We start from the raw sequence: 20,481 nt of genomic DNA, 5'->3' as shown, positions 1-20,481 counted from the left end.
GCCACAGGGTGTAGGACGCGATGCGGAAGGAGGCGAGCCCCCACGGGATGGTGACGATCAGCAGGCAGCAGACGACGCCCGCAATAAAGTACCCGACGGCCAGCCAGAGGCCGCCGAAAACCAGCCAGATGATGTTGAGCAGTGTCTTCATGGCTTCATTCTCCCCCGCGGGCGCCGGTTCCGGACCAGGGGTTCGCCCTGATCAACCCCTGATCCGGACCGTTGCTTAGGCGTCGGCCTGTTTGACCAGCGCCGCTTCGACGTTGATCTTGACCTTGTCGCTGACCAGCAGGCCGCCCGCCTCGAGGGCGGCGTTCCAGGTCAGGCCGAATTCTTTGCGGCTGATATCGGTTTCGGCGCTGAATCCGGCGCGGGTTGCACCGAACGGGTCCACCACGACGCCGGTGAACTCCACTTCCAGGTCCACGGGTTTGGTGACGCCGCGGATGGTGAGGTCGCCGGTGAGCACGTAGTCACCGCCGTCGCCCCTGGCGGACGTTGCGCGGAAGGTCATCTCGGGGAAGTTCTCGACGTCGAAGAAGTCCGGGCCGCGCACATGGCCGTCCCGGTTGGCGTCGCCGGAATCGAAGCTCGCCGTCTTGACGGTGGCGTGCAGGCTGGCGTCGGCCAGGGACTCCCGGACGCGTGCCTCTGCACTGGCTTCGTTGAAGCGGCCCCGGACCTTGCTGATTCCGGCATGCCGAACGCTGAATCCGATCTCGCTGTGCGACATGTCGAGCGTCCAGACGCCGGGGGTCAATCCTTCGGGCAGGGTCATAACCGGTTCTCCTTCACGTAGGTGACGAGCGGGGCCGCCGGGGTTCGGAGGCCCTACCAAGCATGCTAACGAGGAAGCCCGCACGGCGGTAGGTGCGTCCGGCCGGCGGTCCGCCGACCAGCGGGCGTGGAGTCCTGCCGCGGGTTAGTGCCCCTTGGCCGCCTGCACAAAGGCCCGGATTTTCGCGGGGTCCTTGACCCCGCGGGATAGCTCGACGCCGGAGGAGACGTCCACACCCCAGGCGCYGGCCGCGGTGGCCGCCGCTGCCACATTCTCCGGATCCAGGCCGCCGGCCAGCAGCCACTGACGTCCTTCCAGCCCCAGGGCACRGACCGACGCGTAGTCCCAGGCTTCGCCGGAGCCGGGCACCGCGGCGTCGATCAGCAACAGCTCTTCACCCCAGTCCGCGAAGGACTCCGGGGCCGCGGACATGGTGACGGCGCGGATGATCTTCAGGCCGGCGTCGTGCACCTCGTGTACGTCCGCCGGAGTGCGGGGGCCGTGGAGCTGCACCCACTCCAGCCCCGCCGCACGGGCCAGGGCCACGGCCTCCGCCACGGTCTCGTGCCGGAAAACGCCCACGGCGGGCACCCCCTCCGGCACCTCGGCGAGCAGGTCCCGGACCACAGCCGGGGCCACCTCGCGGGGACTGCGGGTCAGCACAAAACCGATCGCGTCGGCCCCGGCACCCACCGCAGTCCGTACCGACTCGATGGTGCTCAGGCCGCACACTTTGACGAACATTCCGGCTCACTCCTCAGCGTTTGTCCTACCTTGACGGTAGCAAGCCCGGGGCGGTCGCCGCGCCGGGCTGCGGCTAGGCTGGGTCGATGCAGATCATCCGCTACGCCGAGCTCAAACCCGTCCCTTGGCGCAACGGCGGCGGGGTGACCCGCGAACTCGCCAGGCACCCGGAGGCAGCGGGCCGGGGMGCAGCGGCCGGTGATGGCTGGGACTGGCGCGTCAGCATCGCGGAGGTCACCCGCGCCGGGGCCTTCTCGCAGTACTCCGGGATGGAACGGGTGTTGACGGTGGTCGAGGGCGAACTGCTGCTGCTCACCGTGGACGGCGCCGAGCATCCGCTGGAGAAATACCGGCCGTTCCGGTTCTCCGGCGACGCCGAGGCCGCCGGGGAACTGCCCACGGGCGACCTTCGCGACCTGAATGTCATCACCCGCCACGGTGCCTTCAAGGGCTACACCTCCATCATCGAGCTCTCCAAGAAGCGGGCCCATCCGGTCTTCGAAGGCCAGTTCGGCATCTTCCTGCAAGGCCAGGCCACCGTGAGCGCGGGGACTCGGGACGCTGGTCCCGACGCAGGCTCAGCTCCTGAGCCCGTGACGCTGGAACGGTACGACGCCGTCGTCGGTTCGGACACCGCTCCCCCGGAGATCCTGGGCCGGGGCTTCCTCGCCGTCGTGTCGATCGATCCGGCCACGGACTAGCGGGCCCACCCCCTCCCCTCCCATCGCCAGAAGCGGCGGCCGAACACCGGCTCGCCCCTCCCGTAAGGCGTTGCTAGGCTGGCAGCAAGGCCCCTTCTGGCGGCCTCCGGACGACGGTTCAGTACCCGGCACGCGACAAGACTGGCCACAGGAGCTGTTATGTCGTGGTTAATCCTTGTTTTCTCGGGCGCCCTGGAAGCCGTGTGGGCCGCCGCCCTCCACCGGTTGTCGCAGGCCACCGGCCGCCGCCGGATTGCTCCGGCCGCGGTGTTCCTCATCTCGGTCGTTGCCAGCACCGGCGGCCTGGCCGTCGCCATGCAATCCATCCCGACCGGTACCGCCTATGCCGTCTGGGTGGGCGCCGGCGTCGTCCTGACCGCCGTGTACGCGATGATCACCAARGCCGAACCTGCAACACGCGGCCGGATCCTGCTGCTTGGCGGCATCGCGGCGTGCGTGGTTGGCCTGAAGGTGGTGGCGTAATGGCAGCGGCACGCCCGGCAACCCCGGCGTGGCTGGTCCTGCTGGCCTCCGCAGTGCTCGAGGCGGTCTGGGCCACGGCGCTCGGCGAATCCGACGGCTTCACCCGGCTGCTGCCCACCCTTATCTTCGCCGTGGCCGCGGCCCTGAGCATGGTGGGCTTGGGCATGGCCGTGAAACGCATCCCGCTGGGCACCGCCTACGCCGTCTGGGTGGGGATCGGCGCGGCCCTGACCGTGGGCTGGGCCATGGCCGCCGGCGTCGAACCCGCCAGCCCGCTGAAGCTGCTCTTCATCGCGGGAATTGTGGCCTGCGCGGCCGGACTGAAACTGCTGCCCGGGACGAAAGAGGCGGCTGAACCGGCGTCGGGGCCCTAGCAACCGCCGCTCCCCCGCGGAATCTCCCCACGGTTGGGGCAGTACGACGGCGTGTCCCGGCGGCGCGCCGTCGTACTGCCCGCGCAACAGTCAAAGGTGGGGAGATCCCTCCGGCGGACGTCCGGAATACTCCCGCGCCGGGTGAGGTTCTTGGCTGGGACGGCACTTCCGGCAGCGAACAGGAGACCCAAGATGACGGCAGCATCAGTCCAGCTCGGCGACGGCCTCAGCGTCAGTCCCCTGGGGTTCGGCGGCATGGCCCTGACCCCCGTATATGGCGAGGTAGATCCGGCCGAGGCGCTGGCCACCCTGCACCACGCGGTGGACGCGGGCGTGAGCTTCATCGACACAGCTGATATCTATGGCGGCGGCAGCAATGAGGAGCTGATCGCCCAGCTCCTCAAGGAGCGCCGGGGTGAGGTCCAGCTGGCCACCAAGTTCGCCCTCGTGGGGACGCCGTCCACCGGGTACTCGGACATCCGGGGCGACGCCGCCTACGTCCGGCAGGCCGTGGACCGCAGCCTGGCGCGCCTCGGCACTGACACCATCGACCTGTACTACATGCACCGCCGTGACGTCCGCGTTCCGATTGTGGAAACCGTGGAGGCCATGGCAGGGCTGGTGCAGGCCGGAAAGGTGAAGCACCTTGGGCTGTCCGAGGTGACGGCCGAGGAACTGCGCGAGGCCAACAGCGTCCACCCGATCGCCGCCGTCCAGAGCGAGTGGTCCATCTGGAGCCGCGATGTGGAACGCAACGTGGTTCCGGCGGCGGCCGAACTCGGCGTGGGGTTTGTGCCGTACTCGCCGCTGGGCCGGGGCTTCCTCACCGGCACCGTCGACGCCTCGAAGCTGGGCAGCAACGACTTCCGCCGAAACATTCCGCGCTTCGCCGAAACCGCGCTGGACGCCAACCAGGCTGTGGTGGCCGCGGTCCGGTCCGTCGCGGCCGAGCTCGGCAGCCCCGGACACCCCGCGACGCCGGCCCAGGTGGCGCTGGCGTGGCTGCTTGTGCAGGGCCGCAGGCTCGGGTTGCCCGTGGTCCCGATCCCCGGCACGCGCAAGGCGGACCGGATCGACGAGAACCTGGGCGCCCTGGCTTTGGACCTGAGCCCGGCGCAACTGGAGAGGCTCGACGCCGCGGCGGACGCCGTCGTCGGATCCCGGGCCGCAGACCCGAGCTGGGTCTCCCAGGGCCGCGAATAGACAGTCCTAGACTGAAGCCCATGGACTCGCTTATTCACTCGTTACGTGACATCACCATCCGACGGATTTCCGTCAGCGAGATGGACAACAACGTGTACCTGCTGACCGCGAAGGCCTCCGGCGCGCAGCTCCTGATCGACGCGGCGGATGACCTGGCCGCCATCCAGGGGCTGCTTGCCGACGCCGCCGCGGACACGGCCGCGACGCCGAAGCTGGCGCTGATCGCCACCACCCACCAGCACTGGGACCATGTCCGTGCGCTGCCGGGCCTCGCGGCGGCCACCGGCGCGAAGACGGCGGCCGGCACCGACGACGCCCCCGAACTGCCGGTGACGGTGGATGTGCTGCTGGACCACGGCGACGTCGGCAACTTCGACGGTTTCGACGTCACCGCGGTGCACCTGCGGGGCCACACCCCGGGGTCCGTGGCGTTGGTGTACCAGGATCCGGAAGGGCCGGCCCACATCTTCTCCGGCGACTCGTTGTTCCCGGGCGGTGTGGGCAACACGCAGCAGGATCCCAAACGGTTTGCCCAGCTGATCCGGGACGTCAGCGAGCGGCTGTTCGAGGTGTATCCGGACGACACCGTGGTGCATCCCGGCCACGGCAAGCCCACCACCCTGGGTGCGGAGCGCCCGCACCTGGAGGAGTGGCGCGCCCGCGGCTGGTAGGGCCCGAACCTCATCGAGTGCTCCCCACCGGCCCCCTCGCCTCGCAAGCTCGGCTTGCGAGGTTAGGGAGCGGTTGGGGATTAGCGGCTGCGGCGTTCGTTCGACGCCGGGGCCGACGCGCGGCGGGGACCGCCGCTGCGTGCCGGACGGCCTTCGCCGGAGCGGCCGTTGCCGCCGCCTGCGTAGGATCCGCCGGAGGTGCCGCCGGTGTTGGAGGACCACACTGCTGCGGAACCGCCGGACTTGGCGCCTGCCGCGGCACGCTGGCCGGTGGCCGGGCGTCCGTTGCGCTGGCCGCCGGAGGTGGTGCCGGTGCGGCCGGAGCCACTGCGGGGAGCAGAGCCGCCACGGCCTGCGGAAGCTCCACGGCCCGCCGAAGCCCCGCGGGCGTCGCGGCCCTCGGAAACACGGGCGTCCGCACCACGGCCGGCTGAGGCGCGGCCGCCGGCGGCGGGAACATCGTTGTGGTGTGCGTAGGCAGTGGTGCGGCCACGGCCCCGGGCGTTGCGGCGCTCGGCGCGCTCGGCGTCGGCCCGGTCCTGGTTCTTTTCGGCAACACGCTCGGCGGCGTTGCGGGCAGCGGCCTGGCCTTCGTAAGCCACGGCGCGTCGCTCAGCGCGGGGAAGATCGGTGCGGGGCGCCTCGGCGGAGACCCGGCCCCGGCCACCGCGTCCGCCGCGGCCGCCGGCGGTGGGTGCAGCCTGGCGGCGGGCGCGCTTGCGCTCGGCGTTGGCACCGGTGGAGGTGCCGCCGCCCTGCTGCTTGGCTTTCGTGGCCAGAAGCGCGGCGCGGGTGCGCGGATCGATCTTGTCGGCCATTTCGCCCACCAGTTCGGCGACCAGCGGGGAGTTGGCGGTGACGCGCTCGAAGTTGACCTCCACGCCGGCAGCCTTCATCAGCTTCTTGACGTCGGACTGCTGCTCCGGCAGGGTCAGCGTGACCACGGTGCCGTCGGAACCGGCGCGGGCGGTGCGGCCCGAGCGGTGCAGGTACGCCTTGTGCTCGGTGGGCGGATCCACGTGGATGACCAGTTCGACGTCGTCGACGTGGACACCGCGGGCGGCGACGTCGGTGGCCACCAGGACGCGGACGTCGCCGGAGGAGAACTCGGCGAGGTTGCGGTCACGGGCGTTCTGCGACAGGTTGCCGTGCAGGTCGACGGCGGGGATGCCGGCGTCGGTCAGGGTCTTGGCAAGCTTGCGGGCGTGGTGCTTGGTGCGCATGAAAAGCACCCGGCGGCCGGCGCCGGAGGCGAGCTCAACAATCAGCTGCTTCTTGACCGTCTGGTCGTTGACCACCAGGACGTGGTGCTCCATGGTGGTGACCGCGGCCTGCGGGTCGTCCACGGAGTGGGTCAGCGGGTTGGACAGGTAGCGCTGGACGATCTTGTCCACGCCGTTGTCCAGGGTGGCGGAGAACAGCAGGCGCTGGCCCTGGCTGGGGGTCATGTCCATCAGCTTCTTGACCACCGGGAGGAAGCCGAGGTCGGCCATGTGGTCGGCCTCGTCCAGGACGGTGATCTCGACGGCTTCGAGGGTCAGGATGCGCTGGCGGATCAGGTCCTCGAGGCGGCCGGGGCAGGCGATGACAATGTCGACGCCGGCGCGGAGGGCCTTCTCCTGGCGTGCCTGGGAGATTCCGCCGTAGATCACGGTGGTGGTCAGGCCCATGGCCTTGGCCATCGGCTCGATCGTGGCGTTGATCTGGGTGGCCAGTTCACGGGTGGGTGCAAGGACCAGGCCCATGGGGCGGCCGGGCTTGCGGAAGTGCGCCGCTTCCCGCTCCGCGAGACGTGCGACGAGCGGGATAGCGAAAGCAATGGTCTTACCGGAGCCGGTGCGGCCGCGGCCCAGGACGTCGCGTCCGGCCAGGGTGTCCGGGAGGGTCTTGACCTGGATGGGGAACGGGGTTTCGATCCCCTGGGCGGTGAGGGTGTCGGCAAGGGCCTTGGGCGTGCCGAGGGCAGCAAAAGTAGTCATATGTTTCAAAGGTCTTTCAGGCGGTATCCGTACGGATATCGGCCCCCGGTGCCGGTTGGCCCAGGGGTTCGCCGAAGAAAAGTCAGGTGGTCAACCGGGCTGCTCGCAGGCTTCCGCAGGCGGCCGGGACCAAATAGAACGCGTTCATCGACGCAGGATGTGCCTCTCACATGAATAAAGCCCACCGCCTGCGGCCGGAGTCCCGGAGGAATCCTGCAGGGGATCCGGCCGGCGAATTGGAACTGGCCAACCGAATCCAAAGTGGGCATCACTGCACATCAAGTCCGACCAGTCTATCATCTGCGGGCCAGCTCCCGTTTCCGGGCACCCCCGCAGGGCGCCTAGACCGGGCCGGTGGCGGCGACGCGGGGCGCCACCACCACGCCGACGACGCCGATCACGGCGGTGAGCGCGAAGACCCCGGCGAACGGCGCGGCGCCGTGGCCCGCCGCCGTCGTAAACGCCGCAAAGACAATCCCCGTGGCAGCCAGCGCCAGGGCGCCGCCAAGGGAATCGGAGATGGACATCGCGGAGCTGTTGAAGCCCTCGGTGTCCTTGGTGGACAGGGCCAGGGTCATCACGCTGAGGCGCGGGTACATCAGCCCCATCCCGCCGCCGGCGAAGATCCAGCCCGTGATCGCAACCGCCGGCGGCCAGCCCAGCAGGGTGGTTGCCAGCGCGAGCACGACGGCACCCAGCACCAGCGCCGATCCGATCCTGATCGCACGGCGGTGCTGCAGCCGTGCGCCGAGCCGGCCCTGGATGGCGGAGGCCCCGGCCCAGGCGAGGGCTCCGCCGGTGAGGGTCAGGCCGGCGAAGGTGGGCGAGAACTGGTAGCGGTCCACGAGGAGGTACGGCAGGTAGACCTCGGCGCCGAAAAAGGCGGCCGAGGCGAGCCCGCGGGCGAGGATGACCGCGGGCAGCCCGCGGCGGGCCGTCAGCGTCCCCCGGGGAACCAGGGGGCGGACGGCCACGAGGGCAACAGCCACGGCGACGGCGGCCAGGGCCCAACCGCCGGCCGGGAGCTCGACGGACAGGTTCAGGCCCAGCACCGCAAGGGCGGCGAGCGCGGCCCAGGCCAGACGCCTGTAGTCCCACGGCTTGCGGGGCGCGGCGGCCGGCTCGGCGGCGGCGTCGCCGTCGGCGGCCAGCCCGCGCACCGCCGGGACAACCATCAGCAGGGCGGGAACCACGAGGCCGACGACGCCGAGGAAGACCCAGTGCCAGCTCAGTAGCTGCGCCACGAGCCCGGCCGCGAACGGGCCCACGAGCGAGGGTATGACCCAGGCCGCGGCGAAGGCGGCGAAGATCTTGGGGTGCAGGACGGGCGGGTAGACGCGGGCCACCACCACGTACAGGGCCACGGTCATGGCGCCGCCGCCCAGCCCCTGGACCAGCCGGCCGGCGAGGAGCGCGGCCATAGTCCCGGCCAATCCGGCGATCAGCAGGCCCAGCACGAACAACGCCACGGACGCGTACAGCGGSCCCACCGGGCCRCRCCGGTCCGACCAGTTKCCGGCGGCCACCATSCCGATSACSCCGGTGGCCAGCGGGCCCGCGAAGGCCAGGGCGTAGAGGCTGGCGCCGTCGAGCTCGCGGCTGACCAGCGGCATGATGGTGGTGACCGCCAGGGACTCGAAGGCCGCCAGGAAGACGAGGGCCAGGGCACCCAGCGTCACCAGCAGGTAGCTGCGGTGGAAGATGCCGGCAGCCTCGGTCGCTGGGTCAGCGCGCGGCACGGGCGGGTCAGTTCGGGACACGTGCCACAGCCTACAAGAGCGGCGCCCTGGCGACGCGGGCGCCGGGACGGCTCAAGCCCGGGCGCCTTGGCACCGGCCCCGCGGACCTAGCCCACGCCGTCGAGCCCCTGGGACGGAACCACCACGGCGCCGCTGGCGCGCGAATCCGGGGCCAGCATCCAGCCCACCCGCTTGACGGTGCTGAGCATGATGACACTTTCCACCAGCTCGATCCCGGGGACCTTCTGCTGCAGCGCGAGCTCGATGCCCATCACGTCCGCCAGGGACTGCAGCCACATGATGATCACGAAGTTCGTCGGGCCCGTGGTGGACGCACTCAACCGCACGTTCCGCATGGTCTTGAGCTCGGCGGCCGCGGCGTCGTGCCGGCCGGCCGGGACGTTGACGAACCACTGGCAGGTCACGGGGAAGGCGGAGAGCTTCTGGGCCACCTCGCAGCGGAAGGACAGGATCCCGCTGGCCAGCACCCGGTTGAGCTGCCGCTGCACCGTGGCGGGGTGACGCCCCAGCCCGCGGGCGATGTCCGCGGCGGTGGCCCGGCCGTCGCGGGCCAGGTACGGCAGCAGCGCCAGGTGGCTGGCGGGCAGCTCGTCCCGGGCCGCGGACGGGGCAATCCCGGTGGCCGCCGGTCCGGCCAGGGCGCGCACGGCGGCCTGCTGCGCCCTGCTCAGCACATTGAGCCGCCACGAGCCGCCGCTGGCGTGCAGCCGCGTGCACAGGGCGGTCTGGTACTTGAGCAGGCCGTCAATTTCCTTCAGCCGCGAGATCACCTTCGAACTGAAGTCGTCCAGCGAGGGCGTGATGACGGTCAGCATCAGGTCCCGGTGGCTGGCGGCCTCCTCCACGGTCACGATTTCCGGCATGCCGGCGAGCTCGGCGGTGACCTCCGCGCGCCGGTGCATTTCGCAGTCCACGGCGACGAACGCCAGGCACATCTGGTGCGGGTCGCCGATCAGGTGCGCGGTGATCCAGGAGACGCCCGCGGCCTGCAGCCGTTCCCACCGCGCGGCGAGCGTGGTGGCGTGGACCCCCAGCACCTCCGCCGCGTCCGCCCAGCTCAGGCGCGGCGCGATCTGCAGGACGTTGATCAGCGCAAGGTCGTCCTCGCTCAGTTCCATCAGTCTCCCTCTGGTGGTGCACGAAATCTGCAGGACGACTCATTTTTTGCATTTTTTCAGGGCTTTCCGCCTCTGTGAGTCAGGTCACTTCAGAATAGACGAAAGCCTACGCCGGGCCGAACCCGGCAGGACAGACCACAGAGGAGAACTTGTGCCGATCACCGCAGACGCCCGGGAAATGCAGGCGGACCTCGCCCGCTTCCGCCACGAACTGCACCGCGAACCGGAGATCGGCCTGACGCTTCCCCGGACCCAGGAGAAGGTCCTGCAGGCCCTCGACGGGCTCGGGTACGAGATCACGCTCGGCCGGGATACGACGTCGGTCACCGCGGTCCTGCGCGGAGAGGCTGCCGGCGCCGATACCCGACCGGCCGTGCTGCTGCGTGCGGACATGGACGGGCTGCCGGTCCAGGAAAAGACGGGCGTGGACTACACCTCGCGGATCGACGGGGCCATGCACGCCTGCGGCCACGATCTGCACACCGCCATGCTCACCGGGGCGGCGACCCTGCTGTCCGAACGCCGGCACCGGCTTGCCGGCGACGTCGTCCTGATGTTCCAGCCCGGGGAGGAAGGGTTCGACGGGGCCAGCTACATGATCCGCGAAGGCGTCCTGGACGCCCCGGGCCGGCGTGTGGATGCGGCTTACGGAATGCATGTCTTTTCCGCCCTCGAACCGCACGGCATGTTCTGCACCAAGCCCGGCGTGATGCTGAGCGCCTCCGACGGCCTGACGGTCACGGTCCTCGGCGCCGGCGGCCACGGTTCGGCCCCGCACTCGGCCAAGGACCCCGTCACCGCTGCCGCCGAAATGGTCACCGCGCTGCAGGTGATGGTCACGCGCCAGTTCAACATGTTCGACCCCGTCGTCCTGTCCGTCGGGGTGCTCCAGGCCGGCACCAAACGCAACATCATCCCGGAGACCGCCCGCATCGAGGCGACCATCCGGACCTTCTCCGAAGAATCCCGGCAGAAGATGATGGACACCGTGCCGCGCCTGCTCAAAGGCATCGCGGCGGCCCACGGGCTCGACGTCGACGTCGACTACCAGCAGGAATACCCGCTCACCATCACCGACGAGGACGAGACACGCACCGCGGAGAACGTCATAGAGAACCTGTTCGGCGATTCCCGGGTCGCCCGCTGGGCCACCCCGCTCAGCGGCTCCGAGGACTTCTCGCGGGTCCTCGCCGAGGTCCCCGGCACGTTCATCGGCCTCAGCGCTGTTCCCCGGGACGCGGACCACAAGTCCACGGCGTTCAACCACTCCCCCTACGCCACGTTCGACGACGGCGTGCTGGCCGACGGCGCCGCCCTCTACGCGGAGCTCGCCGTTTCCCGGCTGGACGCGCTTGCCGCCGCAGCTCCTTCCGGCCCGGGCAGCAGCGCCGCCGCTCCGGCCCTTTCCTAGCCCACCCCTCAACGGAGAAACCCCATGACTGCAACGACGTCCCTGCCCACGGCACCCCGGACCTCCACCCGCAAGACACTCATCGGCACCGGCATCGGCAACGCCGTCGAATGGTACGACTGGGCGATTTACGCCACGTTCACGCCGTTCATCGCCAGCCAGCTCTTCAGCAAGGCCGATCCGGCGTCGGCCGTCCTGTCCACCCTGGCGATTTTCGCCGTCGGCTTCGTCGCCCGCCCCTTCGGCGGCTTCCTGTTCGGCTGGATCGGTGACCGGATCGGCCGCAAGGCGTCCATGACCCTGGCCGTTGGCCTCGCGTCGGTGGGCAGCCTGATGATCGGCATCGCCCCGACGTTCGCGGCGGTGGGAGCCTGGGCCTCGTTGATGCTCCTCGTGGCACGCCTGGTGCAGGGCCTGGCGCACGGCGGCGAGCTGCCGTCGTCGCAGACCTACCTCTCGGAGATGGCGCCCCGGGAGCACCGAGGTTTCTGGGCCACCCTGATCTACACCTCCGGCACGGTGGGCATCCTGTTCGGGACCCTGCTCGGCGCCGTCCTGAACATGGCCCTGAGCACGGAGATGATGAACGCGTGGGGCTGGCGCATTCCGTTCCTGATCGGTGCCGCCATGGGCCTGTACGCCCTGATCATGCGGTCCCGGCTGCACGAAACGGACGTCTTCGCAGGCGAGGCCTCGGCCGAGAAGCGGGCGCCGATCTGGCCGCAGATTGTCCGGCACCGCAAGCAGGCCATGCAGGTAATTGGGCTGACGGTGGGCCTCACGGTGATCTACTACATCTGGGGCGTCGTCGCCCCCAGCTACGCCACCACCGCTTTGAAGATCGACCGCGGCGAAGCCCTGTGGGCCGGCGTGATCGGGAACATCGTCTTCATCGCCGCACTCCCGTTCTGGGGCAAGCTGTCCGACCGCATCGGCCGCAAAAAAGTGCTGTGGTCCGGGGCGATCGGCGCAGGCATCATGCACTTCCCGATGACGGCGCTGCTGAAGGATTCCGCCTGGCAGCTGGCCGTCAGCATGTCCGTCATGCTGATCTTCATCGCCGCGAGCGCCGCAATCGTCCCGGCCGTCTACGCCGAGCTGTTCCCCACCAGCATCCGCACCGTGGGCGTCGGGGTGCCCTACTCCATCTGCGTGGCACTGTTCGGCGGCACGGCACCGTACCTCCAGCAGTGGCTGGGCACCACCGTGCAGATGCCGCAGCTGTTCAACGTCTACGCGGTGATCCTGCTGGTCATTTCCGCCCTCTGCGTCTTCACCATCCCGGAGACGAAGGCCAAGGACCTCACCGCCTGAACCCTGGTTGCGCTATCACTTTTGGCTGTTCTGGACGCCCCGGAACAACCACAAGTGATAGCGCATCGGGGTATGCGGGTTAGTCAGCCGACGTAACGGTTCCGGCCGGCCCGGTAACCGAACACGCCGGCCAGGGATCCGACCACCAGGAAGAGGACACCCGCCGCGGCGAAAGATCCGGTCGCCTGGTGCAGCTGGCCCACCAGCAGCGTGCCGACGGACCCGACGCCGTAGCCCACGCCCTGCATCATCCCGGACAGATGCGCGGCGGTATGGCCGTCCCGGGTGCGGAGCATAATCATGGTCAGGGCCGCCGCCGTCAGGCTGCCCTGGCCCAGGCCCAGCAGCCCGGTCCACACCCAGACCAGGTCCAGGGGTCCGAAGATGCTCAGGGCGAACCCGCCGCCGGTCATCAGCGCCACCACCGTGTTAATGGCGCGCTGGTCCCGGAGCCGGGCGGCGAGCGCGGGCGCAAACAGGGAGCCCAGCATCTGCAACACGATCGAGCCGGACACGATGAGCCCCGCGGTGCCGCCGTCGACGCCGCGCTCACGCAGGATGGGCGCCAGCCAGGCGAAGACGCTGAAGGACATCATGGCCTGAAGCACCATAAAGCCGGTCACCTGCCAGGCGACGGCCGAGCGCCAGACGTTGACGCCGCCGGCGGCGGCCTGGTGCCGTCCGTGCCGCTGGCTGAGGGCAAGGGGCAGGAACAGCAGGAGAACGACGCCGGCGGGCAGCGCCCAGAACCACAGCGCCGCCGTCCACTGGCCGGTTGCGCTGAACACCGGGTACGTGAAACCTGCGCCGAGCGCCGCGGACGCGCAGATCGCCGTGGTGTACAGGCCGCCCATCAGTCCCAGCCGGTGCGGGAAGTCGCGTTTCACCAGGCCGGGCAGCAGGACATTGCAGAGCGAAATCGCCGCGCCGCAGGCCGCCGTACCGAGCAGGAGGGCGGGCAGGTGGCCGGCGCCGGGCGCGTCCAGCGGCCGCAGCAGCAGACCCGCGGTCAGCACGGCCATCGCCCCTAGGAGCACCCGTTCGGCCCCGAACCGTCTGGCCAGCACGGGCGCGAGCGGGGCGAAGAGGCCCAGCAGCGTCACCGGTGCGGTGGTCAGTGCCACGACCGCCCAGCCCGGCAGGCCGGCGTCGACCCTCACCTCGGGGAGCACCGCCGCGAAACTGGAAAACACAGTGCGGAGGTTCAACCCGATCAGCACCAGGCACACCCCCAGATAGGCGAGTGACCGGCGGCTGCCCAGCACGGTGGGCTCCGCGGCGGGTACATCGTCGATCTCCGCGTCCACCAGGGTGTCCGCCTGCAGCGGCTGGCGGGCACGCGGRCCGGGCGCGTTCTTCGGTGCTGTCACGGTCCCATTCTGGCAGGCGGAGCGCGCAGCGCCGAAAGGATCCCCGTATTCTGGACGTGATGAGTGAAACCCCAGAATCCCCCGAAACGCCCGAGGGCCCCCGCCCGGTGACACCCGGCAGCCAGGCCTCTTTCGGCACCTACGGCGGCCGGCCGGTCAGCTTCGTGCGCCGCGGCACCCGGCTCCAGGGGCGCCGGCAGGCGGCCTGGGAGGAACACTCGGACCGGTGGGCGGTCGACGTGCCGCGGCACATCGCCAACACCTCCGTCCACCCCGACTACGTGTTCGACGCCGAGGCGGAGTTTGGCCGGAAGGCCCCGCTGATCGTGGAAATCGGCTCGGGCCTGGGCGACGCCGTCTGCCACGCCGCCGAGGAAAACCCGGACAAGGACTTCCTGGCCGTGGAGGTCTACACCCCCGGCCTGGCCAACACCCTCATCAAGATCAACAGCCGCGGGCTGACCAACGTCCGTGTGGTCGAAGCGAACGCCCCCGAGGTCCTCGCCACCATGCTGCCGCAGGGCTCCGTCACCGAACTCTGGGTGTTCTTCCCTGACCCGTGGCACAAGTCCCGGCACCACAAGCGCCGCCTCATCCAGCCGGCCTTCGCCGACCTCGCCGCCCGGGCGCTGCAACCCGGCGGCATCTGGCGGATCGCCACCGACTGGTCCAACTACGCTGTCCACGTCCGCGAGGTCCTGGCCAACTCGGTGGACTTCGAGAACCTCCATGAAGGCGAGCGCAGCGGCGATGACAGCCCGCTGACCCAGGTCTGGGAGTCCGGCGTCGAATCCGTGGTGGGCGGCGCCCCGGTCAAGGAAGGCCGGGCCCCGGTCAGCACCGAGCACACCGGGCCCAATGAGGGTGTGGACGGGACCGGGGGCTGGGCGCCCCGGTTCGACGGACGGATCCTGACAAGCTTCGAGGGCAAGGCCCACGAGGCCGGCCGGATGATCTTCGACCTCTGCTACCGGCGCCGCTGAGACCAGCCGACGGCCGGGCCGGCCGAGGCCAGGGCACACCCGGACAACAGCTGCTTCCAAGGTGCTGTTCCGCGGCGGATTCCCGTGGCACGATTACCGGATACGCACGGCGGACGAGGGCGCGCCGGCGAGAGCACAGCCAGAAAACGCGAGGGACCGACCATCAAAGAAGAACTTAAAGGCGCCGCGGACGTCGCCGAGGAAGTCACCAACTCCAAGCCGCTGGAATACGCGGCACGGGCAGGCTTCGCCGTCTCCGGCATCCTGCATTTCCTGATCGGACTTGTCGCGATCCGCCTCGCCATGGGCGGGCGGGGGCAGGCCGACGTCAGCGGCGCTGTGGCGGAACTCGCCAGGCAGCCGGGCGGCCCGCTGCTGTTGTGGAGCGCCTTCGTCGCCTGCGTGGCGCTTGCCCTCTGGCAGACCAGCGACGCCATTTTCGACTTCAGCCACCTGCCCACCAAAAAGAAGGTCGGCAAGAAACTCAAGGCCGCCCTGCAGGCCGTGGTCTACGCCGCCTTCGCCATCAGCCTGATCTCGGTGGCCCTGGGCACCCACGCCGACAACCGGCGCTCCACCAGCGACCTGACCGTGCAGCTGATGAAGGCGCCCGGCGGAATCCTGCTGCTCATCGTCATTGGAGCCGCCGTCGCCATCACCGGAGTGGTTTACGCCATCCGCGGTTTCCGGAAGTCGTTCCTCAAATACATCCGGCTGCCATCCAACCAGCAGGCGCGCACCGGGGTGACCGTCGCCGGCATCGCCGGCTACGCCGCCAAGGGTGTGGCACTGCTGCTGACCGGCCTGCTGATTATCATCGCGACAGTGAAGGCCAACCCCGCAGAATCAACCGGGCTCGACGGTGGCCTGAAGGCACTGCGCGACCAGCCGCTGGGCGTGTACATGCTGGCGGCCGTCGGCGCGGGCCTGATTTGCTACGGGATCTTCCTGGCCGTCCGGGCCCGGCTCGGCCGGATGTAGGCCCCCGCGCCCGGACCTACGGGCGCGGAACCGTAATCACTGCGACCGTCTGCTGCCGGCCGTCGCGCATCTCAAGGCTCGCGATGCTGGCCAGCTGCAGCGGGGTGGCCCCGGTGATGCGGACCTTGCCGCTGGGCGTTGCCGTCCACGCGCAGGCCCGGTCCTCACCGCCGTCCCGGCCCTTCACCCAGAGCGAGAGGGTCCCGTCCACCGGCATGCTCCTGCCTTCGACCGCCAGTTCGGTGCCCCACGTCTTCTTGACCAGGCCCACCGTGACCTGCAGGCCGTTGCCGGCCGCGATGGAGTAGCTGGCGTCCGGCTTGGGCTGCGGCGTGAGGAGTGGTCCGGCCAGGAACCCGAGCGCCAGGCACACTGCAGCCGCGGCCGCCACCGCCGCGGACCAGAGGACGCGTGCTTTCCTCCGACGGGCCGCGATCGCGGCGAGGAGTCCCCGGGGTACAGCGTCCGGTACGGTGCCAGCGAGTATCCCGGCCGGGGATGCCGACGCGGGGACGGCCCGGGCCGGCCCGGTGAGGGCGACGGCGTCGGCCACGGGGACCGCGTCCAGCAGCGCCGGAAGGCTGGCGAGTTCATCGAGCTCGCGGCGGCAGTCCCGGCAGCCGGCCAGGTGCTGTTCAAAGTCCGCGGCTTCGGCAGGCGGCAGCCCGCCGAGCAGGTAGGCGCCGAGTAACTGGTGGAGATCGGGCCCGCTCACTGTTGCACCCCCATTTCGTCGAGGATAGTCCGCAGGGCGCGGACAGCGTAGAAGGCGCGGGACTTCACGGTGCCGGCCGGGATGTTCAACTGTTCGGAGGCCTCCTGGACGGTGAAGCGGCGGTAGTGCAGGGCCACCAGGACATCCCGGTGCTCGGAGCTAAGACGCAGCAGGGCCTCCTCCATCAGGACCCTGTTGAGCAGTTCATCGACCCGTTCCACCGCCCCGGCGGGATCCGCCATATCCCGCTCCGCGGCCTCCCGCGGGCGGCGCTGCGCCCGGCGGTAGTTGTCGATCATGATGTTGCGGGCCGTCCGGAAGAGGTAACTGCGCAGGCTGCCGGTGATCTGCGGCGCCTGCTGCCAGACGCGGAGCACCGTTTCCTGCACGACGTCATCCGCCTGCTGCGGGTCGTGGCAGACGCCCAGCACGAACCGCCGCAAGGCGGGCCCGTGGTCACGGTAGATCGCGGCCACGACGTCTTCATCCAGCGGCATGCGACACCTCCGGGCTTAGTGCTGCTGCCCCACTAGGACGTACGTTCCGGCGAAAAAGTTCACAAAGCTTCTTTGAACCATTCTTCACCTGGCGCCGTCGTAACAGCTAGCCGGACTGCGAGATGGCCGGCACCGAGCCAAGGAGCCAATAATGACCAAGCACTTCGGCGCCACCCWGTCCGCCCTCGCACTCGCGGTGGCCGTTTCCGGCTGTGCTGGGGGCAGCGGGACCACGACGACGCCCCCGGCCGCCGCAACGACGCCTGCCACGTCGGCGGCAAGCACGCCGGCATCCACCTCCGCCACCGCAGGGTCCGGCACCCCGGCGTCGGCCGCGGTACTCAAGACCGCCTCCACCAGCGCCGGGAAGGTGGTGGTGGATGCCAAGGGTATGAGCGTCTACTTCTTCACCAAGGACACCAAGGACTCCGGCACCAGCGCCTGCACCGGACAGTGCATCGCCGCGTGGCCGCCGGTGCTCACCGACTCCGCCACCCCGGCGGTGGACGGCGTCTCCGGAAAGATCGGAACCATCGCCACGCCGGACGGCAAGAAGCAGGTCACCATCAACGGGATGCCGGTCTACTACTACGTCAAGGACCGTGCCCCCGGCGACGTCGCGGGCCAGGGCGTCGGCAACGTCTGGTACCTGGTGAACCCTGCCGGCGACATGATCACCGCCGGCGCCACCGGCGGGTACTAGGCCCCGGCAGCCTCCGGGCCGCCGTCGGATTCGTCCTCGAACTCGACGGCGGCCACCACTTCACGGGTCTCGGGGTGGATCATGTAGGCCTCGTCGTCATCCTCGAGCATCAGGAACTCGCCCTGGTCCGTGGTGAAGTGCCAGGCCAGGACCCGTTCGCCGTTGAGGTCGTAGTTCGGGTCGCCCATGGTGATCTTCAGCAGGGTCTGCCCCGCAACCTCGCAGAGTTCCCGGATGATCAGCTCGAATTCCGGCGCGCTGGCGAGCTCTTCCTCGGCCGCCTCCGCCTGGCGCTCGGCGAGGTTCGGGATCCGGGACACCCGCTCGTGGATGTGCCGGTCCAGTTCGTCCGCGTCCAGGACCAGGAGGTCCGGCTGGCTGCGAAGCCACGCGGCGTTGAGGGCCACAATGTCCTCGGTTTCCAGCAGGGGCTCGAATTCGTCGTCGAGCTGTTCCAGGAGCTGGACCCCCTCCGATACCGGCGGCGCACCGGCGTCGGCCTCCAGCAGGGAGTCCCCGTCCAGGTAGGCGTCGGCCTCGTCCTCGGAGAGCGAGTCGTAGGCGGCGGCGCTCCGGTTGAACAGGTCCAGGTGCGCGGTTGCCCCCATCGCCGCCAGCCCCTCACGGACGTAGGTGTCGATCTCTTCGCGTTCCGGCACGGTGAAGACGTACTGGGCGAATCCGCCGCCGAGGATCTGCGTCAGGTAGAAGTCCACGTAGTAGCTGCGCAGGGCGCTGGGGGCGATCTCCTCGGCGTCGAGCAGTTCGGCGTACATTGCGTTGACGACGTCGACGTTCGCATCCACCACGTCCACATTGCCGCCGGAGAGGCTCTCCCGGGTCAGGACCGGGGCGTTGCCGGTGGCGGTCGGGCTCGAGGTCAGGCTGGTGCTCATGGAATTCCTCACGGTGGTGGTGATTGCTGCTCCGGTCCTTTCCACGGTATGTCCCGCCGGTTCCGTACCGGCCCAGCGGGAGGTGAACGTCAGGCGAAGTTTCCGGGCCCCTCCTGGCTGGTTAAGATGGATCAGATGACCAACTTCTGAAAGTAGTGCGCACATGCCATCCCATCCGGACGAGAGTGCGGCACTGGCAATACAGACTCCCGCGATCAACGACCGCTCCCTCGCGGCCGGACTCGCCTACGCCATGGGGAGCCGGGTCTCCGGGATCTCCTTCGACGCCGCCACCGGGCTCATGCTCGGAAAGGTCCGCGGCGGCGCAGACGTGCCCTACTCGACGACGGCGAAGCTGGTCCGCAAAGGCGGCGGCTGGAGCTGCACGGTGGGGGTGTGCAGCTGCCCGGTCCGCAAGGACTGCAAGCACGTTGCCGCGCTGTTGTTTGCTGCCGAAGACAACCCCGCAACCCGTGTCCAGCTCCTCGCCCCGGCCGAATCCTCCCGGCTGTCCCGCCAGCCCTCGGCACTGGGGCTGACGGACTGGGAACAGGCCCTGGGCCCGCTGCTTGCCCGGCCGGGCAGCACCCCGACCGCCAGCGGTGTTCCCCTGGCGCTGCAGTTCGAGATCGAGGAACCGGCGCCGCACTTTTCCTACACCGGCCGCCGGGACCCGCTGCGCAGCGTCCGCCAGCTCAAGGCCCGGCCCGTCATCATGGGGGCCAAGGGCAAGTGGATCCGGGGGGACGTTTCGTGGAACACCCTCAGCTACCTCAACTACCGGCGCGAGTGCAATGAGGCCCACGTCGAGTGGATGCTGGAATTCCTCGCCTCGCACACCGCCGTCGCGAACCGCCAGCACGCCGGGACGGCCCCGTGGCTTGGGCTCAACACGTACGCCGGCAGGAACCTCTGGAGCCTGCTGGCCGAGGCCCGAAAGATCGGCGTGGCCCTGGTCCACGGCCGCGGCGACGAGCCCGTGCGGCTGGCGGACCAGCCGGCAGCCGTCGGGCTCAACCTGACCCGGTTCGGCGCCGGTGAGGCCGACGGCGGGCTGGCGCTCGCGCCCACCATCACGGTGGAGGGCACCGAGATTGATCCCGCGTCGGTGGGGACCATCGGCCGGCCGGCGCACGGCATCTTTTTGACCTCCGACGACGGCGCGCTGCCCGGCGTCGCCCCCGGCGAGTCCGCGATCACCCTCGCTCCCCTGGAGTCCGGCCTCAGCGAGGAACTGCTGACGTTCGTCACCGGCGGCACCACGCTGCACATCCCGGCCCGGGACGAAGGGCGCTTCCTCACGGGGTTCTACCCCAAGCTGAAGCAGAGCGCCCGGGTGACGGCCTCGGACGACTCGGTGGAGCTGCCCACCCTGGCCGTTCCCACCCTGTCCCTGCTGGCCAACTACGGCGCCGACCACCGGGTCCGGCTGCACTGGGAGTGGCATTACAAGGCCGGGACCCTGGTCACCGCCCAGCCTCTCTGGCGGCACCCCGGCGACCACGGCTACCGCGACGACACCGCCGAGGCGCGCATCCTGGAGACCGTCGGGCAGCCCTGGGACGTGGTGCCGAAACTCGGGGAGTCGGCCACCGGCGGCTGGGGCACGCCGCGGCTTGCGGCGTCGGCGGAACTCAGCGGCCTGGACACCCTGGCCTTCACGGAGGAGGTCCTGCCCGCGCTGCGCGAACTGGCGGACGTGTCCGTGGACACGGCCGGGGAGATCGCCGACTACCGCGAGGCCGAGGAAGCCCCCGTGGTGTCCATCTCCACCAAGGCCACCGACCAGCGGGACTGGTT

The 20,481-nt window shown here is 69.9% G+C and carries 21 protein-coding genes and 1 riboswitch; of the genes, 11 read left to right on the top strand and 10 right to left on the bottom strand.

Going from position 1 to position 20,481, the window contains the following annotated elements; translation table 11 throughout:
• The 3 genes from AC1DHD_RS04785 to AC1DHD_RS04775 all read right to left on the bottom strand — a co-directional run.
• The coding region (locus tag AC1DHD_RS04785; RefSeq protein ID WP_476878605.1) for a YccF domain-containing protein at positions 1-151 on the bottom strand (151 nt) is incomplete at its 3' end.
• Between the two features lie 75 nt (positions 152-226).
• Entirely contained in the window at positions 227-778 is a 552-nt protein-coding gene (locus AC1DHD_RS04780; protein WP_476878602.1) for a YceI family protein, read from the bottom strand.
• A 144-nt stretch (positions 779-922) separates the two neighbouring features.
• Positions 923-1,522: a phosphoribosylanthranilate isomerase gene (locus AC1DHD_RS04775; RefSeq protein ID WP_476878601.1), complete on the bottom strand. Its 600-nt coding sequence runs from the start codon at positions 1,520-1,522 to the stop codon at positions 923-925.
• Positions 1,523-1,608: 86 nt separating this feature from the next.
• On the opposite strand from AC1DHD_RS04775, the gene AC1DHD_RS04770 reads away from it, so the two are divergent.
• The 5 genes from AC1DHD_RS04770 (at position 1,609) to AC1DHD_RS04750 (ending at position 4,954) form a co-directional block, all read left to right on the top strand.
• A complete protein-coding gene (locus AC1DHD_RS04770; protein ID WP_476878600.1) occupies positions 1,609-2,223 on the top strand; it encodes a HutD/Ves family protein in 615 nt (204 codons plus the stop codon).
• A gap of 84 nt (positions 2,224-2,307) precedes the next feature.
• A riboswitch (guanidine-III (ykkC-III) riboswitch) is annotated at positions 2,308-2,373 on the top strand.
• 9 nt (positions 2,374-2,382) lie between these two features.
• Positions 2,383-2,706 carry a DMT family transporter gene (locus AC1DHD_RS04765; RefSeq protein WP_476878599.1) on the top strand — a complete coding sequence of 108 codons (324 nt, stop codon included), beginning with the start codon at positions 2,383-2,385 and terminating at the stop codon, positions 2,704-2,706.
• Positions 2,706-3,080 (top strand): DMT family transporter, encoded by a 375-nt coding sequence (locus tag AC1DHD_RS04760; protein WP_476878598.1) that lies wholly within the window; start codon positions 2,706-2,708, stop codon positions 3,078-3,080. The genes AC1DHD_RS04765 and AC1DHD_RS04760 overlap by 1 nt, the downstream gene beginning before the upstream one ends.
• A gap of 192 nt (positions 3,081-3,272) precedes the next feature.
• Entirely contained in the window at positions 3,273-4,283 is a 1,011-nt protein-coding gene (locus AC1DHD_RS04755) for an aldo/keto reductase (RefSeq protein ID WP_476878597.1), read from the top strand.
• Between the two features lie 20 nt (positions 4,284-4,303).
• Positions 4,304-4,954 carry an MBL fold metallo-hydrolase gene (locus AC1DHD_RS04750; protein ID WP_476878596.1) on the top strand — a complete coding sequence of 217 codons (651 nt, stop codon included), beginning with the start codon at positions 4,304-4,306 and terminating at the stop codon, positions 4,952-4,954.
• Between the two features lie 80 nt (positions 4,955-5,034).
• Here the strand turns inward: AC1DHD_RS04750 and AC1DHD_RS04745 are convergent, their stop codons facing one another.
• The 3 genes from AC1DHD_RS04745 to AC1DHD_RS04735 all read right to left on the bottom strand — a co-directional run bounded on the left by AC1DHD_RS04745 (position 5,035) and on the right by AC1DHD_RS04735 (position 9,811).
• The gene (locus tag AC1DHD_RS04745; protein ID WP_476878595.1) at positions 5,035-6,933 is read right to left on the bottom strand and encodes a DEAD/DEAH box helicase; all 1,899 of its coding nucleotides are present in this window, start codon (positions 6,931-6,933) and stop codon (positions 5,035-5,037) included.
• A 341-nt stretch (positions 6,934-7,274) separates the two neighbouring features.
• Positions 7,275-8,693 carry an MFS transporter gene (locus tag AC1DHD_RS04740; RefSeq protein ID WP_476878594.1) on the bottom strand — a complete coding sequence of 473 codons (1,419 nt, stop codon included), beginning with the start codon at positions 8,691-8,693 and terminating at the stop codon, positions 7,275-7,277.
• An 86-nt stretch (positions 8,694-8,779) separates the two neighbouring features.
• On the bottom strand, positions 8,780-9,811 hold the full coding sequence (locus AC1DHD_RS04735) for an Lrp/AsnC family transcriptional regulator (protein ID WP_476878593.1): 1,032 nt from the start codon (positions 9,809-9,811) through the stop codon (positions 8,780-8,782).
• Between the two features lie 151 nt (positions 9,812-9,962).
• On the opposite strand from AC1DHD_RS04735, the gene AC1DHD_RS04730 reads away from it, so the two are divergent.
• Both AC1DHD_RS04730 and AC1DHD_RS04725 read left to right on the top strand, forming a co-directional pair.
• The gene (locus AC1DHD_RS04730; protein WP_476878592.1) at positions 9,963-11,222 is read left to right on the top strand and encodes a M20 metallopeptidase family protein; all 1,260 of its coding nucleotides are present in this window, start codon (positions 9,963-9,965) and stop codon (positions 11,220-11,222) included.
• Positions 11,223-11,246: 24 nt separating this feature from the next.
• A complete protein-coding gene (locus AC1DHD_RS04725) occupies positions 11,247-12,536 on the top strand; it encodes an MFS transporter (protein ID WP_476878591.1) in 1,290 nt (429 codons plus the stop codon).
• 83 nt (positions 12,537-12,619) lie between these two features.
• Here the strand turns inward: AC1DHD_RS04725 and AC1DHD_RS04720 are convergent, their stop codons facing one another.
• Positions 12,620-13,861, bottom strand: a complete 1,242-nt coding sequence (locus tag AC1DHD_RS04720) for an MFS transporter (RefSeq protein WP_476878604.1) — start codon at positions 13,859-13,861, stop codon at positions 12,620-12,622.
• A gap of 104 nt (positions 13,862-13,965) precedes the next feature.
• Between AC1DHD_RS04720 and trmB the strand changes: the two genes are divergently transcribed.
• A complete protein-coding gene (gene trmB, locus AC1DHD_RS04715; RefSeq protein WP_476878590.1) occupies positions 13,966-14,889 on the top strand; it encodes a tRNA (guanosine(46)-N7)-methyltransferase TrmB in 924 nt (307 codons plus the stop codon).
• Between the two features lie 162 nt (positions 14,890-15,051).
• The gene (locus AC1DHD_RS04710; RefSeq protein ID WP_476878603.1) at positions 15,052-15,870 is read left to right on the top strand and encodes a DUF1206 domain-containing protein; all 819 of its coding nucleotides are present in this window, start codon (positions 15,052-15,054) and stop codon (positions 15,868-15,870) included.
• 16 nt (positions 15,871-15,886) lie between these two features.
• Here the strand turns inward: AC1DHD_RS04710 and AC1DHD_RS04705 are convergent, their stop codons facing one another.
• A complete protein-coding gene (locus AC1DHD_RS04705; RefSeq protein ID WP_476878589.1) occupies positions 15,887-16,585 on the bottom strand; it encodes an anti-sigma factor family protein in 699 nt (232 codons plus the stop codon).
• Complete coding sequence (locus tag AC1DHD_RS04700; RefSeq protein ID WP_476878588.1) at positions 16,582-17,082, bottom strand: sigma-70 family RNA polymerase sigma factor; 501 nt, start codon at positions 17,080-17,082, stop codon at positions 16,582-16,584. The genes AC1DHD_RS04705 and AC1DHD_RS04700 overlap by 4 nt, the downstream gene beginning before the upstream one ends.
• Before the next feature lie 151 nt (positions 17,083-17,233).
• Between AC1DHD_RS04700 and AC1DHD_RS04695 the strand changes: the two genes are divergently transcribed.
• Complete coding sequence (locus tag AC1DHD_RS04695; protein ID WP_476878587.1) at positions 17,234-17,785, top strand: COG4315 family predicted lipoprotein; 552 nt, start codon at positions 17,234-17,236, stop codon at positions 17,783-17,785.
• Here the strand turns inward: AC1DHD_RS04695 and AC1DHD_RS04690 are convergent.
• On the bottom strand, positions 17,782-18,681 hold the full coding sequence (locus tag AC1DHD_RS04690; protein WP_476878586.1) for a DMP19 family protein: 900 nt from the start codon (positions 18,679-18,681) through the stop codon (positions 17,782-17,784). The two genes, AC1DHD_RS04695 and AC1DHD_RS04690, sit on opposite strands and share 4 nt — an antisense overlap.
• 163 nt (positions 18,682-18,844) lie before the next feature.
• Here AC1DHD_RS04690 and AC1DHD_RS04685 point away from each other — a divergent pair.
• A partial coding sequence (locus AC1DHD_RS04685; protein ID WP_476878585.1) for an SWIM zinc finger family protein occupies positions 18,845-20,481 on the top strand: 1,637 nt, incomplete at its 3' end.

Source organism: Arthrobacter sp. 05L45_2 (genome assembly GCF_056397525.1).
Note: the sequence above shows the minus strand (reverse complement) of the source record. Positions and strands in the feature narration are given on the sequence as shown.

Bases quoted from the DNA above. Each gene is read 5' to 3' on its own strand.
- AC1DHD_RS04780 (WP_476878602.1), bottom strand. From the start codon at position 778: ATGACCCTGCCCGAAGGATTGACCCCCGGCGTCTGGACGCTCGACATG.
- AC1DHD_RS04760 (WP_476878598.1), top strand. From the start codon at position 2,706: ATGGCAGCGGCACGCCCGGCAACCCCGGCGTGGCTGGTCCTGCTGGCC.
- AC1DHD_RS04755 (WP_476878597.1), top strand. From the start codon at position 3,273: ATGACGGCAGCATCAGTCCAGCTCGGCGACGGCCTCAGCGTCAGTCCC.
- AC1DHD_RS04750 (WP_476878596.1), top strand. From the start codon at position 4,304: ATGGACTCGCTTATTCACTCGTTACGTGACATCACCATCCGACGGATT.
- AC1DHD_RS04745 (WP_476878595.1), bottom strand. From the start codon at position 6,933: ATGACTACTTTTGCTGCCCTCGGCACGCCCAAGGCCCTTGCCGACACC.
- AC1DHD_RS04735 (WP_476878593.1), bottom strand. From the start codon at position 9,811: ATGGAACTGAGCGAGGACGACCTTGCGCTGATCAACGTCCTGCAGATC.
- AC1DHD_RS04725 (WP_476878591.1), top strand. From the start codon at position 11,247: ATGACTGCAACGACGTCCCTGCCCACGGCACCCCGGACCTCCACCCGC.
- trmB (WP_476878590.1), top strand. From the start codon at position 13,966: ATGAGTGAAACCCCAGAATCCCCCGAAACGCCCGAGGGCCCCCGCCCG.
- AC1DHD_RS04700 (WP_476878588.1), bottom strand. From the start codon at position 17,082: ATGCCGCTGGATGAAGACGTCGTGGCCGCGATCTACCGTGACCACGGG.
- AC1DHD_RS04690 (WP_476878586.1), bottom strand. From the start codon at position 18,681: ATGAGCACCAGCCTGACCTCGAGCCCGACCGCCACCGGCAACGCCCCG.